This is a genomic window from Bifidobacterium moraviense, assembly GCF_012932365.1.
Lineage (GTDB): Bacteria > Actinomycetota > Actinomycetes > Actinomycetales > Bifidobacteriaceae > Bifidobacterium > Bifidobacterium moraviense.
This window is the reverse complement of record NZ_JAAIIH010000012.1, coordinates 1-14,880: the sequence shown is the minus strand read 5'-3', so window position 1 is coordinate 14,880 and position 14,880 is coordinate 1. Positions and strand designations below refer to the sequence as shown.

The window sequence follows — 14,880 nt, the reverse complement described above, 5'->3', positions numbered from 1 at the left end:
TGCCGCATCCTCCCGTTCCGCCGCGCCCCGGAGGCGAGGCAGCAGCCACCTCGACGAGACGGGGCGGGAGACGGCACGTCGCCGTCGGGCGCGACCTCATTCGTTTTTCGTTTCCGCCGCCTCGGAACGGCGGACCCTTCAGGGAAGTGAGTCGATCATGTCCGATTCCATCGAAGCCGCCGCGCGCACGCTGAACGCCGACGACGAGGCGTACGTCGTGCTGGTGCACGGCTGGGGAGGCTCTCCCGAAGCCTGGCGCGGCGTGGAATGGCCGGAGCGCTGGCGCCCGCTCGCCTACGAGCTGCCCGGGCACGGCGACCGCCGCGGCGACCGTCCCTTCACCATCCGCCATGCGGCCGACGGGCTGGCCGAGTTCATCCGCACGCACGTGGAGTCCGACCGACCGGTGATCGTGGTGGCCCACTCCATGGGCGGGCAGCTGTCCCTGCTGCTCAACGCGGAGCACCCCGAACTGCTCGACGGCGAGGTGGTGATCGACCCGGCCTACGGCGCGCCGGACACCCCCGAGGAGGTGGCCCAGCACCGGAAGGACCTGAACGACCTGCGCGAGCGGCCGTACGGCACCATGCTGCGCTTCCTGCACGGCGCGTTCTCGCCGTACCTGTCCGAGGCGGCGAAGGAGTCGATCCTCGTGGACGTGGGGCGCACCGAACCGCGTTCCCTGGCCGACTACTACTGGGACGAGTACCTGTCCGACGCGCAGGTGGGCCTGTATCCGGCCACGAAGCGCGTCGCGGCCCGGCGCACCCGTCCGGTGCTGGGCATCTACCGCACGCCCGACCGGGCCGAGATGGAGGAGAGCCTGAATCCGGGCATCCTGCCGTGCCGCACCGAGGCGTGGGGCGCCGATCATGGGCACTATCTGCAGCTGGAGGCGCCTGATCGGCTGGTCGGGAGCATCATGGCATGGGCGGGGGAGTGCATTCCCGCTCCGGTCGCGGCCTAGCGGGCCGATACGGGGACACAAGATTTCACGCCCTTCATCTTGTGAGACGCCAGCCGCACAATATCGCACATTCCGATTATGCGGAATCGGCCTAATTTCAAGGAAATGCCTGTTCATGCGCGCATCATGGCGGCGCACAAGATGAGGGGCGCGAAATCTTGTGCGCCGCGTGTGATGTAATCCTCGTGGTGTAATCAGTTTCATCAAGCGCGGCTTGGGCAGGCCATGCCGCATTGTTCTGTGAGGTGACGTATGTCCGAAGCGCAAGCAGTCGGCGCGGCGCGGCATTCCAAGCCCGGCCCCGCCAAGACGGGGCAGGCCAACATCGCCGACATCGCGCGTCTCGCCGGTGTCTCCACGGCAACGGTGTCCCGCGTGATGCGCGGCAAGGGCAGCGTCTCCCAGGCCACGCGCGACAAGGTGATGAAGGTGGTGGACGATCTGGGCTATGTGCCCAACGCGCATGCACTGGCCCTCACCACGCCGCCCAACTCCGTGACGATGGTGGTGCGCACCATCTCCGGCGGCACCTACGCGGACCTCATGTCCGGCGTGGAGCAGGAAGTCTCCAGCCGCGGCATGACGTTCCGCCTCATTTCCACCGGCATGCGCGTGGGAGGTCTGCAGCGGGTCGTGGACGATCTGCTGTCCCAGCGTCCCAAGGTGGCCGTGATGCTGGCCGACGCCGGCACCGACGTCGAACAGGACGAAGTGCTCAACGACTCGTTCGAGCAGCTCAGCCGCGTGGGCACCACGGCGGTGCTCGCCGGACGTCCCCGGCTCTCCCTCAACCCCGGCATCGGCGTGGTGGACTACGCCAACGAGCAGGGCATGCATGATCTGACGCGCTACATGATCTCGCTAGGGCACCGCGCCTTCCTCTTCGTGGGCAAGGCGGACATCTCCAGCGTGTTCTCCGCGCGATACCGCGGGTTCCTGCGCGCGCTCGACGAGGCGGGCATCGTCCACGATCCCCGGTTCGACGTCGCACGTACGGACGACCGCAGGACGAACATGGACGCGCTCGCCGCGGCCTATGCGGCCGGCGGGCGGTTCACCGCCGTGGTCGCCTCCACCGATGCGATCGCCCTCGACGCGATCTACGGACTGCGCACGCTGGGGCTCGACGTGCCGCGGCAGGTCTCGGTGGGAGGATTCGACGACATGCCGTATGCCGGGGATCTCGTCGTGCCGCTGAGCACCGTGCACGTGCCGTTCGCCGACCTGGGACGCGCCGCCGTGAAGGTGGGGCTCGGCGACATGCCGCTCGACGTGTCCGTGCCGACGCATCTCGTGGTGCGTCGGTCCATCCTGCCGCCGGACGGCGACGCGGCGGCGCGCTGACGGAGGCCGTGCCGCTGACGTCATACGGCGCGGCCTTGTCGTCCGCACGATTGTGAAACCGGTATCATAAGAGTTGTGTTCGCCGTTCGTGCGCCATGGCGGCGCGGGGCGCACGAACCGACGGGGAGGTGCATGTTGCGTATCGAGACCTATCCCGCGCCGGTGGGCGCGGCGCTGCGGGCCGACTGGCGTGTGCGGGTGCGTCCGGCCGTCGGCGTGGACGGTGAGGAGGGTGCGGCATCCGCCGACGGGACGCCCGCGGACGCACGGTGGCGGGAACTGCCCGTCTACCGCGTCAAGGTGGACATGCACGACGTGCATGCCGCGTCGATGGCATACTTCGATGCCGATTTCGCCGCCGGACCGGTCGAGGTGGAGGTGACGCCCGTCGGATGGGACGCCTTCTACACGGCGGCGGTGCGGCCGCTGAGCCTCGGCATCGAGCCGACCGTGGAACAGCGCGCCGTGCGCTTCACGCTGGACCGCCCGACGAACTGCTCGGTGGAGATCAACCGCAACCGCATGGGCAACCTGCACTTGTTCGCGGGTGACCTCGCCGAGATGGACACGCTGATGAAGCCCGGATTCGACGTGGCGGTCGAGGGCAATCCGAACGGGCCGAACACCTTCGGGCGGGACGTGCTGCGGCGCATCGAGGCAGCGCGCAATCGGCGGGAAGACGTCGGTGCCGACGCTGCCGCGCGCCCGGTCCGCGTGCTCGTGCGCCGCGCCCACTACTGCATCGAGGACTGCGTCATGGACCTGCCGAGCGACGTAGAGCTCGTGCTCGCCGGCGGCGTGGTGCTCGACGGCGCGTTCCGCATCCGCGGACGGCGCAACGTGGCCATCCGCGGGCGCGGCGTGTTCGATCAGGCCGACTTCAAGCGGTTCAGCGGGCTGAACGGCGTGACCATCGCGCAGTCCCGGCACGTCACGGTGGACGGCCCGACGTTCGTCAACCCGCCGCACTACACGGTCATGCTCGGCGCCAGCTCGGACGTGACGATCCGCAACGTCAAATCGTTCAGCTGCGAGGGCTGGAGCGACGGCGTGGACATGATGGCCTGCCGTGACGTGACGGTCGAGCGCTGCTTCCTGAGAACCTCCGACGACTGCATCGCCATCTACGGCTCGCGCTGGGAATATCGCGGCGGGTCGTCCGACGTGACCGTGCGCGACTGCGCATTGTGGTCCGACGTGGCGCACCCGATGATGATCGGCACGCACGGCGACCACGAGCATGACGGCGACGTGCTGGAGCGGCTGCGGTTCGAGGACATCGACGTGCTGGAACACAACGAGTACCAGGACAACTACCTCGGCGTCATGGCCATCAACGCCGGCGACGCGAACGTCGTGCGCGACGTGACGTGGCGGTGCGTCCGCGTCGAACGGTTCCGCCACGGGCGCGTGATCGACATCGAGACCAAGTGGAACAAGGACTACAATCCCCGTCCCGGGCGGCTCGTGGAGCATGTGCTCGTCGACGGCGTGGACGTGGCGTCCGGCTCGGGGGAGGAGCCGTCGATCATCGCCGGATACGACGCCGACCATCCCGTGCGGGACGTGACGATCCGCGGGTTCCGGCGCGACGGCGTGCCATGCGGCGATGCGGCCGCCGTGAACGTGAGGATCGGACCGAACGCGGACGACGTGCGGATCGAGGCGTAGACGAAGCGGCCGGCCATGCGGGGACGCGCGCCGGCCCCCCCCCGCACGTGACGGCAATCGATGCATGAAATCGTTACCGCGGCCACGATGGCCCTATGATGTAAGGAGTCGAACGAACGCTATGAAACACGCGAAGGAGCAATGCCATGGCACAGGGCAAGGTGAGCACGATGCCTCCCAGCAGTAGGCGCAGCACGCCGGTCATCAAGGACGTGGCGCAGCTGGCGGGCGTGTCCGTGCCCACCGTGTCGCGCTATCTCAACGGCACCGCCAAGGTGAGCGCGGAGAAGCGCGAGAAGATCGCGCAGGCCATCAAGCTGCTCGACTACAAGCCCAGCTTCGTGGCGCGCGCCCTGGCCAACAAGGAGATGGACTCGGTCACGCTGCTCACGTCGCTGAGCAACTACTGGGCCACCACCGAGGTCAACAGCGGCGCCGAACATGCCGCGCGCGACCGCGGCTTCCTGTTCGGCGTGACCTCGCTCGACGGCATCTCCGACGACGAGATCGAAAGCACCATCAACCGCGTGCTGTCCGCCAACCCCGCCGGCGTGATCGTGAGCGAATCCGACGAGATCGCCATCCAGGTGATGCGCCAGATCCCCAAGTCCGTGCCGATGGTGCTGGTCGGCGGCTCCCGCGGCGACGCGCCGTATCAGGTCATGCCGTCCGAACGCGAGGGCGGCCGCGTCATCACCGAGTATCTGCTGGGCCTCGGCCATCGCAACGTGGTGCACGTGCACCGCGCGGAAGGCCCGAACAACAACACGCGAACGCTTGGCTGGCGCGACGCGATGAAGGCCGCCGGGATCCAGGCCGTGGAGGCGTATCAGATCGGGGTCGATCTGGAGGAATCCGTGGAGCTCGGACGCAGGCTCGCGCACGAGGACGGCGTCACCGCCGTTTTCGCCGGCAACGACGAGACCGCCATCGCGCTCATCAAGGGACTGCGCGACGAGGGCGCGCGCGTGCCGGACGACGTGTCCGTGGCCGGATACAACGACCAGACGTTCTCCCGCATGTGGGATCCGCCGCTGACCAGCTACAGCCAGAACTTCGTGGAGCTCGGCGCCGCCGCATTCGAGATGCTGTACGCGCAGATCGAGGCCAAGCGCGCCGGAGAGCCGCTGCCCGAGCCGGAGTGCCGCATCATCGAAGGCCGACTCGTGGTGCGCGAATCCACGGCCGCGCCGCATCCGCGCCGTTAGGGTGCGGAGGTTCGGGGCGCGGTTCCCGAAGGCTGCCGAAGGTCCTCGGAGGTCCGTCGCCGAGACGTCGCGACGGCTGATCTCCGGGGACCTTTCCTGTCGGACCTCCGATGCGTTCGTCGCAACGTTGCGATGATCGACCGTCTTACGACCCGTCCTGCGGGTCTTCGACGGCGCGTCGTCGCAACGTTGCGATGGACGGCTGCGGCGGGGAGGGGCGGCGTATCGCGATGCGACGGCCTCGCGTGAGGCAGCGGTCCTCGCGCGATGTGTTCTCGCGCGACGCGACACGCCGATGATGATCGTGTGATCACGGTTTCATGAAATCTTTGTTTGCGTGATGAACGCCGTAATAAAGCCAAAAATATCCGTATGCATGAAACTTCGACGCTTGCATTTTTGAAAGCGGTTTCATACACTGTGAATCACCAAGCACGGATCGCAGGTAATGGATCCGGAAGCGGTGACGGCACCCACGACGCCGCCGCGCAACACAGTCCACGGTTTCAATGACGAAAGGACAGACGATGGCACTCAAGCATCAGACCGATTCCGCGGCCTACCAGCTCGGCACGGACGAGAACCGCGAGTTCCTCAAGGCCGCGGGCGAGGATCTGCTCGCCTTCGGCCACAACTTCCCGGCGCCGCAGGGCGGCTCCCTGTGGCTCAACGCCGACGGCACCACCGACCCGGCACAGGGCATCCAGACCTGGATCACCTGCCGCATGGCGCACGTCTACTCGATGGGCGCGATGCTCGGCCACCCGGGCAGCGAGGCGCTGGTCGACGCCGCGCTCAAGGGTCTCACCGGTCCGCTGCACGACGACGTGAACGGCGGCTGGTACCCGCAGATCGCCGTGGACGGCACGCCGGATCCGGGCAAGATCTGCTACACGCACGCCTTCGTGATGCTCGCCGCGTCCTCCGCCACGCTCATCGGCCGCCCCGGCGCCAAGGCGCTGCTCGACGAAGCCGTCGACACGTTCCTCAGGCGCTTCTGGAACGAGGACGAGGGCCTCGCCGTCGACACGTGGAACACCGAGTTCACCGAGCTGGACCCGTACCGCGGCGTCAACGCGAACATGCACACCACCGAGGCGTTCCTCGCCCTGGCGGACGTGCTCAAGGACGAGACCTTCCGCGAGCGCGCCGGACGCGTCGTGCGCCACGTGGTCGACTGGGCCGAGCACAACGGGTGGCGCATCCCCGAGCACTTCACGTCCGACTGGACGCCCGCGCTCGAGTACAACGCGGACAACAAGGCCGACCAGTTCAAGCCGTACGGCGCCACCCCGGGCCACGGCATCGAATGGGCGCGTCTCATCACGCAGTACGCGCTGAGCTCCCAGGCCGTGGATGCTACCGAGAAGGCGCATCTCATCGACGCCGCCGAGCACCTGTTCGACCGCGCCGTCAAGGACGGCTGGGCCACCTGCGAGGGCGGCAAGCCGGGTCTGGCGTACACCACCGACTGGAACGGCGTGCCCGTGGTCACCGATCGCATGCACTGGACGCTGGCCGAGGGCGTCAACACCGCCGCCACGCTCTTCAGGGTGACCGGCCGCGACTCCTACGACGAGTGGTACGCCCGCTTCTGGCACTACATCGACGACAGCCTCATCGACCACGAGCTCGGCTCCTGGTTCCACCAGCTGGACAAGGACAACCACGTCATCGGCACCGTGTGGCCCGGCAAGTCCGACCTGTACCACGCGTTCCAGGCCACGCTGATCCCGCGCCTCGACCCGTCCGTCTCCGTCGCCCCGGCGCTCAAGGCGCGCATGGACGGCATCGCCAAGGCTCCGGGCGCCAACGCCACGGCCCGTCAGCTGCACTTCGACATCGGCCGCTTCCCGGCCAACGTGGCGTGGGCGATCATGAGCTGCATGTGATCGGTCTCCGGTCCGCGTCGGTCCGCCTGCCATGCGGGCCGACGCGGAGGGCTCCCGTTCCGGGCGGCCCGGCGTGCGCAGGATGTGTTTCTTTCTTCCTTTCCCTGCCTTTCCCGCATCCCGCGCGCACCGGACCGTCCGGAACGGGGCAGCCGGACCTTCCCGGGCCGGCCGTGGCCCGGCATGCGAAGAAACCCCGTCGACCAACGGCAGCATTGTGGTCGACGGGGTTGTTAAGGGGTGCGGGGCCGGACGGCGAAGGGGGACAGATCCGTGCGGCCCCGACTGCTCAGGGGTACGTTTGCGGTTGCTCCCGATGCGTTGGCGTTGCGCGGCGGTCACGCTGGACGGCACCGCGCAACGAACGTCCGGGAGGCGAGGGGGATCAGGCCTCCACGGCCTTCCTGCCCTCGAGGACCTTGTAGCCAAGGCCGATGACGAGCACGTAGACGCAGCCCACGGCCATCACGATGATGCCGCCCAGCTGGCCCATCGCGTCGGCCGCCACGCCCATGATGGGCGGGAAGACGGCGCCGCCGATGAGGCCCATGAGCATCAGGCCGGAAATCTCGTTCTGGCGCTCCGGGCGGTACATCAGGGCGTGGGACAGGAACAGCGAGAACACGTTCGAGTTGCCGAAGCCCACGAGCGCGACGGCGGTCCAGAACAGCCACACCGGCGGGTTGACGGAGGTGGAGGCGAAGACCGCGAAGCAGATCGCGGAGAGGGTCATGATGACGCCGCAGATGCGCAGGCCCATCTTGTTGCTCATCTTCTGCAGCACGATGCCGCCGGTGAAGCAGCCGATCATGCGGGCCACGAAGTAGACCATGGTGGCGGTGGCGGCGATGGAGGTGAACTGGTCGCCGGTGTGCTCGGTGAGGATGCGCGGCGCCTGGGCGTTGATGCCGACGTCCACGCCCACGTGGGACACGATGCCGAGGAAGCACAGGAGGATGATCGGGTCGCCGAGCAGCTTGAAGCACTTGGCGATGGTGGTGGTGCCGGCGTCCGGCGCGGGCTCCTCGATCTTGTCGAACGCGAGCAGCACGTAGCCGATGATGCCCACGACGAAGTAGATCACGAACAGGATCCACCACATGCCCAGCTGGTTGGCGCCCCAGATGGCGATGTACGGCGCGAACAGGGAGGCGAAGGCCTTCACGAACTGGCCGGTGGTGAGGGTGGAGGCGAGCTTGTCGCCCTTGACGAAGACGGTCAGCAGCGGGTTGAGCGACACCTGCATGAGCGTGTTGCCGATGCCGAGGAACGCGAAGGAGGCGACGATGAGCACCAGACGCGGGGTGCCCTCGAACACGGTGTAGGCGATGATCGGCAGCGCCATGGCCACGAGCGTGACCAGGATGGACCACAGCACGGTCTTGCGGCGGCCGATCTTGTTCATGAGCATGCCGGTGGGCACCGAGAAGATGAGGAACCAGAAGAACACCATCGTGGTGAACAGGTTCGCAGTGCCGTCGGCCAGGGCGAACTCGCCCTTGACGTAGTTGGTGGCGGTGCCGACGAGGTCGACGAAGCCCATGACGAAGAAGGCGAACATCACGGGGATGATGGCCTTCAGTCCGGCGTTGCCGGTCTTGGGGGTAGCGTTGTTCATTTCTTTCCCTTGGTTGTTTCCCTCCGGGCCCCTTGCGGGACCGCGGTTTCCCTGTGTTCGCCGCGTGCGGTCCGGACGCCTCCGACTGCCATTCGGAAGCGTTCCGACCGTTGACGGTGCCGGCGTCCGCGGCGACGAGCGCCGGCACCACGATCAGGGGCGGATGCCGTGGGGAGAGGCGTGCTCCCGCGGCATCCGGCGGGTCACTCGCCGGCCTCGGCGAGGTAGTCCGGGATCTGCTCCGGGTACTCGGGCCACGCGCCGTTGGCGGTGCACACGAAGGCGGCGGTGTTGACGGCCTTCTTGTGGGCCTCGGTCAGCGGGTCGCCCAGCAGCGTGCGGGCGGTGAACGTGCCGGAGAAGGAGTCGCCGGCGCCCACGGTGTCCACCACCTCGACGTGCGGGGTGGCCAGGGTGGAGGACTCGCCGTTGCGGGAGATGATGGTGGAGAACGTGGAGCCGCCGGTGAGGATCACGTAGTCCAGGCCGTACTTGGTCATGAACCAGCGGCAGGCGTCGTCGTCGGAGGTGCCGCGGATGTCGAACATGTCGCGCAGGAGCAGCAGCTCGGCGTCGTTGATCTTGAAGACGGTGGCGTAGCCGAGCAGCTCCTCGATGAGCTCCTTGGAGTAGTGGTCGCCGCGCAGGTTGATGTCGAAGAACTTCATCGCGCCGGTCTTGGCGTGCTTGAGCAGCTCGATGATGGTGTCGTGGGTCTCGGGGGAGCGCAGGGCCAGGGTGCCGAAGCAGATGGCGTCGGCCTGCTCGACCACCTCGATGAGCTGGCGGGTGAGCAGCAGGTGGTCCCAGGCCACGCCCCTGACGATGGTGTACTCCGGGATGCCGTTCTTCAGGGCGACCTCGACGGTGGAGGTGGGCCAGGCGTTGCGCTGGATGATGGTGTGGATGCCGGCCTTCTCCGCCTCGACGAGCAGCTCGTCGCCGAGCTCGTCCTCGCCGACCGCGCTGATCGACCAGCCGTCCGCGCCGTTCATCATGGCGTGGTAGGCGAAGTTCACGGGGGCGCCGCCGGCGCGCTTGCCGGAGGGGAGCATGTCCCACAGAAGTTCGCCGAGGGACAGAACGATGGGCTTGGACATGGGGTTTCCTTTCCTTGGGAGGGATTGTATCGATTGACGAATGTGGCGCGGGCCGGCTGCCGTCGTCCCGCGGACGCCGTGTGTCAGGCGACGTCGAAGAACATGGATGGATGATCGAGGAACTGGGTGATCGCCACCGCCGCCGCGCCGGCCACCGCCGCGTCGGTGGGCATCGTGGACAGCTCGATCTCGGTGGTCTCGTATATCTCGGGTATCGCGCGTTCGGCCACCGTGGCGCGCACCTGTGCGAGGAACGCCTCGCCGGCCTCGGAGACGATGTCGCCGATGATGATGCGGCTGGGGTTGAACGCGTTGAAGATCGTCACGCAGCCGTAGGCCACGTAGCGGGCGATCTCGCGCACCATCGTCGCGGCGCGCTCGTCGCCGCCCTTGGCCAGCGCGAACAGCCGCCGGCACGACTCGGTGTGCGTCATGCGGTCCGCGTCGGGCACCAGCGTGCCGTCCTCGATGAGCATGGCGTGGATGGCGGAGGTGGAGCAGTAGCGCTCCAGGCATCCGACGTTGCCGCAGTCGCAGGGCCTGCCGTTGACGTCGATGGAGATGTGGCCGATCTCGGTGGCGGCGCCCAGCGCCCCGTTGATGACCGTGCCGTGGTCGATGAGGCCGAGTCCCACGCCCTCGCCGATCAGGTAGTAGCCGAGTACGTCCTCGAGGTGCGTCCGCTCGTCGAACAGGAAGTGCGCCATCGCGCCGGCGCGGGCGTCCTGCTCGATGAACACGGGCACGCCGAAGGCCTCGGAGAACTCGTCGATGAAGTTGACCCTGCGCCAGCCCTGCATCGTGGAGACCACGGCGGTGCGTCCGGAGTCGCGCAGATAGGGGCCGGGGACGGCCATGCCCACCGCCACGATGGCGTCGTCGCGGGCGATGAGGTCCTCGATGCGCTCGTGGATGAGCGCGACGGTGCCGTCGATGGTGTGCTCCCAGACCGTGGGCAGGGTCTCCAGGGAGAGCTCGGTGCCGGCGAGCGTGAACACGCCGATCTGTACCAGCGAGCGGGCGAACTTGACGCCGACGATGTGGAAGCGCGCGTTGTCGAGCCTCAGGCCGATGGAGCGGCGGTTCTTGCTGCCCTCCATGTCCCCGGTCTCCTCGATGACGCCCGCCTCGATGAGCCGCGCGGTGATCTTGGTGATCGCCGCCGGGGTCAGATGCAACGCCTTGGCGATCTGCGCGCGGGAGCTGACGCCCTCGTGGTACAGATGCTTCATGATGCGCGAACGGTTGGTTTCGGAAACGGTGGCGATGCTCGGTGCGTCGTTTGCCGCGTTGGTGTTCATCGACGCCTCCTTGCCTCGTGCTCATTCGTCGTTGATCTGAACGTGGTTCATATATTAACCAAGTTAATCCGATGGTCCAAATCGTGTGCGCGTTGCGGCGTCATGACGCTGATCGCTCGGCGTGTCGCAAGGGGAACGCGGCCTCGGTTTCCCCGTGGAAAACGTTTGACGCGCGATGTCGGGCCATGCGCTATCCTACGAAGGGTAGGGCGTTCGAGGAGGAACGCCGCGAGGGAGCGGAGACTATGAACACCACCGACAGGTTCAGCGATGCGCAGGCGCAGTACAACGGATCAGCGCCTCGAGTGGAGATCGTCGTGCAGGACGTGGACGGCGCCAAGATCGCGCGCGAGGAGGGGGCCGACCGCATCGAGCTGTGCATGGCCATGGGCGCCACCGGAGGCATCACCCCGAGCTTCGGCCTCATCCAGCTGTGCTCGCACGTGGGCGTGCGCCTCGGCGTGCAGGCGCGCATCCGGCCGCGCGGCGGCAACTACGTGTATGACGACGAGGAGAAGCGCGTGATGCTCGCCGACGTGCGCTCGACGATCCTCGCCGGCGCCTCCGGCGTGGTGGTGGGGGCGCTCGACCGGCACAACAACATCGACCTCGCCTTCGCCAAACGGCTGTACGACGCCGCCAAGGACGAGGGCGCACGCTGCGCGCGCAACGTGTCCGTCACGTTCAACCGCGCGTTCGACATGGTCTCCGATCCGTTCGGCACCCTCGACGCGCTGGTCGGCATCGGCTACACGCGCGTGCTCACCTCCGGCGGCACCGACCGCGTGGAGGACGGGCTCGGACGTCTGCACGATCTGGTGTGCCACGCCGCCGGACGCATCGACGTCATGGCCGTGGGGCACATCACGCCGGATCTGGTGCATCCGGTCCTCAACACCGGCGTGCCGTCTATCCATCTGTCCGCGCGCTGCATCATCGCGTCCGACGGCGGCCCCGGCGGCAGCGGCGACGATCCGATCATCGAGCGCACCGACCGCGACTGGGTGCGCGCCGTGGTGCGGGCCGCGCACAACCGCTGACGGCTCTTCCGCCGGCGGTTTCGGCGTTTTCCTGGCGCGAGGCCAGGCGAGACGTTTCCCGCGCCCGCGTCTGGTGCCGTGTCCTGCCTTGTGCCGTGTCTTGCCTTATCCGTGGCTTCATTCGCGGCCGCGTCCATGGCCGCGTCCATGGCCGCGTCCATGGTCTCGTCCGACGCCCGGGTCTCCTTCCACGGGGCCCGGGCGTTCGTCGTGTTCGCGGATGTCTCGCGTCCGGTGCTCCGGGACGCTCCATGCGGCGCTCGCCCGGCCTGCGGATGCCCGATGATGGGCGCGTCCGGGCCGTTGATGGCAAACGAACGGCCGGGTTTTTTCGACGAGGGCGGAATTCCGGGCTTCGCGGGCGAAACCCGGGCCTTCGCTTGCCTGCGGGCGGCAAACGAACGGGCGGGTTTTCGGTGGCGTCGTTGGCATTCCGCGCTTCTTGCTGGAACCCGGGCCTTCGCTTGCCTGGATGGGTGCCGGATGGGTGCCGGATGGGGTGGGGCGGATAGGTGCCGTATCGGATGCGATCGCCGGAGCGGACGGGGCCGCGTACTCGGCGTGATGCCGCGACGCCGATAAGTTTTTTGATTTGACAAACTTAGTTCGCTGGTTTTATTATATGAGTCATGCGGTCGTCGAACCCGACGCACCGAACGGAACCCCGCCTTATCGGCACAAGCAAAGGAGCCATCCATGGGTCTGTGGGACATTGACAAGATCGAGTACGTCGGCCGCCAGAAGGGGCCGCAGGAGAGCCTCGCCTTCCACTACTACGACGCCGACAGGGTCGTGGCCGGCAAGAAGATGAAGGACTGGCTGCGCTTCGGCGTCGCCTGGTGGCACACGTTCAACCAGGAGCTCGTCGATCCGTTCGGTACCGGCACCGCGCACCGCCCGTACTACAAGTACACCGATCCGATGGATCAGGCCCTCGCCAAGGTGGACTACGCATTCGAGCTGTTCACCAAGCTGGGCGTCGAGTACTTCTGCTTCCACGACCGCGACATCGCCCCCGAAGGCGACACGCTGCGCGAGACCAACGCCAATCTGGACAAGGTCGTGGACAAGATCGAGGAGAACATGAAGGCCACGGGCGTCAAGCTCCTGTGGAACACCTCCTCGCTGTTCACCAACCCGCGCTTCGTCTCCGGCGCCGCCACCTCGCCGTTCGCCGACATCTACGCCTACGCCGGCGGCCAGCTCAAGAAGAGCCTCGAGATCGGCAAGCGCCTGGGCGCCGAGAACTACGTGTTCTGGGGCGGCCGCGAAGGCTACGAGAACCTGTGGAACACCGAGATGAAGCGCGAGACCGACCACATCGCCAAATTCTTCCACATGTGCGCCGACTACGCCAAGGAAATCGGCTTCGGCGCCCAGTTCCTCATCGAACCGAAGCCCAAGGAGCCGACGCTGCACCAGTACGACTTCGACGCGGCCACCGCCATCGAGTTCCTGCGTGCGCACGACCTCACCGACGTCTTCAAGCTGAACCTCGAGGGCAACCACGCCAACCTGGCAGGCCACACCTACCAGCACGAGATCCGCGTGGCGCGCGAGTCCGGGTTCCTCGGCTCCCTGGACGCCAACCAGGGCGACAAGCTCATCGGCTGGGACATGGACGAGTTCCCGACCGACCTGTACGAGACCGTCGCCGTGATGTGGGAGGTCCTGCAGGCCGGCTCCATCGGCCCGCACGGCGGCCTGAACTTCGACGCCAAGCCGCGCCGCACCTCCTTCTACGCGGAGGACCTGTTCCGCTCGCACATCGCCGGCATGGACGCCTACGCCGCCGGCCTGCTCGTGGCGGACCGTATGAATCGCGACGGCTTCATCCAGAACCTCATGGAGGAGCGCTACAGCTCCTACGGCGAGGGCATCGGCAAGAAGATCGACGAGGGCACCACGTCGCTGGCCGAGCTCGAATCCTACGCGCTCGACATCCCGCAGGCCGACCTGATCGCCGCCACCAGGTCCGATCACCTCGAATCCGTCAAGGCCACGATCAACAACTACATCGTGGATGCGCTGGCCGAGGTCCGCTGACGCGATGACGCCCCGTCCGCCGTTCCGGTCCCTGATCGCCGGACGGCGGGCGGTTCCTTGATCCTCATGATCCTCCGATCCTCGTGATCGTTTCCTTCCTGCGAATGCGCCCGGATGCCCAGTGCGGCATCCGGGCGCATCCGTATGCGCGAGAGGGCGAAGATGTCGCGCGGGGCATCGGGGCGCGGCGTCGGGCATGCGTGGCGGAGGGGCGGCTGCGACGTTGTCCTGTTCGATGGGGAACGCCTGATGGGATCGTCCGATGGAAACGCGCGCTGAGCATCGTTCCTGGCAAGCGAACGGGCGGGTTTCGCGACGGATCCCCGGAACCATGCGGGTCCATGCGGAAACGTGGGCGCGGAATGGCGGGGAACGATGGAAAACCTGCCTCTTCGCTTGCCGGCAACGGTCGTCGATGGGCGAAGGGGCGGGTCCTGCCGCGGACGACGGTGCGCGCGACGAGATGCGGAACGGACCCGTGCGAACGGGCCGGTGTGATGGCGCGCGCTACGCCCGGCCGAGCACGCGTCGGCGGAACCGGCGCCCGGCGAACAGGGCCATGGCGGTCAGACAGGTGCCGAACGTCGCGACGGCGCCCATGCCGAGCAACGTGACGTCGACGACGATGATCGCGGTCAGCAGCAGGACGAAGGCCGCGGTGATCCTGGTCGCGCGACGGGCGCCGGTTCCGCC

10 protein-coding genes and 1 pseudogene are annotated in these 14,880 nt (G+C 67.4%); 7 read left to right on the top strand and 4 right to left on the bottom strand.

What is annotated here, in order from left to right:
* The first annotated feature begins 157 nt into the window (after positions 1-157).
* From G1C96_RS07470 to G1C96_RS07450, 5 genes and pseudogenes are all read left to right on the top strand, one after another.
* Positions 158-967, top strand: a complete 810-nt coding sequence (locus G1C96_RS07470; RefSeq protein WP_169275968.1) for an alpha/beta fold hydrolase — start codon at positions 158-160, stop codon at positions 965-967.
* Positions 968-1,219: 252 nt separating this feature from the next.
* Complete coding sequence (locus tag G1C96_RS07465) at positions 1,220-2,311, top strand: LacI family DNA-binding transcriptional regulator (RefSeq protein ID WP_169275967.1); 1,092 nt, start codon at positions 1,220-1,222, stop codon at positions 2,309-2,311.
* Positions 2,312-2,443: 132 nt separating this feature from the next.
* Positions 2,444-3,982 carry a glycosyl hydrolase family 28 protein gene (locus G1C96_RS07460; protein WP_169275966.1) on the top strand — a complete coding sequence of 513 codons (1,539 nt, stop codon included), beginning with the start codon at positions 2,444-2,446 and terminating at the stop codon, positions 3,980-3,982.
* 146 nt (positions 3,983-4,128) lie between these two features.
* Positions 4,129-5,190: a LacI family DNA-binding transcriptional regulator gene (locus tag G1C96_RS07455; protein WP_240945157.1), complete on the top strand. Its 1,062-nt coding sequence runs from the start codon at positions 4,129-4,131 to the stop codon at positions 5,188-5,190.
* A 527-nt stretch (positions 5,191-5,717) separates the two neighbouring features.
* Positions 5,718-6,965: pseudogene (locus G1C96_RS07450) on the top strand (AGE family epimerase/isomerase); the annotation flags it as partial.
* Between the two features lie 502 nt (positions 6,966-7,467).
* Here the strand turns inward: G1C96_RS07450 and G1C96_RS07445 are convergent.
* The 3 genes from G1C96_RS07445 to G1C96_RS07435 form a co-directional block, all read right to left on the bottom strand.
* Positions 7,468-8,700: an MFS transporter gene (locus tag G1C96_RS07445; protein ID WP_169275964.1), complete on the bottom strand. Its 1,233-nt coding sequence runs from the start codon at positions 8,698-8,700 to the stop codon at positions 7,468-7,470.
* 203 nt (positions 8,701-8,903) lie between these two features.
* Entirely contained in the window at positions 8,904-9,800 is an 897-nt protein-coding gene (locus G1C96_RS07440) for a carbohydrate kinase family protein (RefSeq protein ID WP_169275963.1), read from the bottom strand.
* A gap of 83 nt (positions 9,801-9,883) precedes the next feature.
* Positions 9,884-11,101, bottom strand: a complete 1,218-nt coding sequence (locus tag G1C96_RS07435; protein WP_169275962.1) for an ROK family transcriptional regulator — start codon at positions 11,099-11,101, stop codon at positions 9,884-9,886.
* Between the two features lie 245 nt (positions 11,102-11,346).
* Here G1C96_RS07435 and G1C96_RS07430 point away from each other — a divergent pair, with 245 nt between their 5' ends.
* A complete protein-coding gene (locus G1C96_RS07430) occupies positions 11,347-12,141 on the top strand; it encodes a copper homeostasis protein CutC (RefSeq protein WP_169275961.1) in 795 nt (264 codons plus the stop codon).
* A gap of 696 nt (positions 12,142-12,837) precedes the next feature.
* The gene (gene xylA / locus G1C96_RS07425; protein WP_169275960.1) at positions 12,838-14,187 is read left to right on the top strand and encodes a xylose isomerase; all 1,350 of its coding nucleotides are present in this window, start codon (positions 12,838-12,840) and stop codon (positions 14,185-14,187) included.
* A gap of 507 nt (positions 14,188-14,694) precedes the next feature.
* On the opposite strand, the gene G1C96_RS07420 is transcribed toward xylA, so the two are convergent.
* The coding region (locus G1C96_RS07420; RefSeq protein WP_169275959.1) for a hypothetical protein at positions 14,695-14,880 on the bottom strand (186 nt) is incomplete at its 5' end.

Coding starts and splice junctions, on each gene's coding strand:
- G1C96_RS07465 (WP_169275967.1), top strand. CDS start 1,220: ATGTCCGAAGCGCAAGCAGTCGGCGCGGCGCGGCATTCCAAGCCCGGC.
- G1C96_RS07430 (WP_169275961.1), top strand. CDS start 11,347: ATGAACACCACCGACAGGTTCAGCGATGCGCAGGCGCAGTACAACGGA.
- G1C96_RS07435 (WP_169275962.1), bottom strand. CDS start 11,101: ATGAACACCAACGCGGCAAACGACGCACCGAGCATCGCCACCGTTTCC.
- G1C96_RS07445 (WP_169275964.1), bottom strand. CDS start 8,700: ATGAACAACGCTACCCCCAAGACCGGCAACGCCGGACTGAAGGCCATC.
- G1C96_RS07440 (WP_169275963.1), bottom strand. CDS start 9,800: ATGTCCAAGCCCATCGTTCTGTCCCTCGGCGAACTTCTGTGGGACATG.
- xylA (WP_169275960.1), top strand. CDS start 12,838: ATGGGTCTGTGGGACATTGACAAGATCGAGTACGTCGGCCGCCAGAAG.
- G1C96_RS07460 (WP_169275966.1), top strand. CDS start 2,444: ATGTTGCGTATCGAGACCTATCCCGCGCCGGTGGGCGCGGCGCTGCGG.
- G1C96_RS07470 (WP_169275968.1), top strand. CDS start 158: ATGTCCGATTCCATCGAAGCCGCCGCGCGCACGCTGAACGCCGACGAC.
- G1C96_RS07455 (WP_240945157.1), top strand. CDS start 4,129: ATGGCACAGGGCAAGGTGAGCACGATGCCTCCCAGCAGTAGGCGCAGC.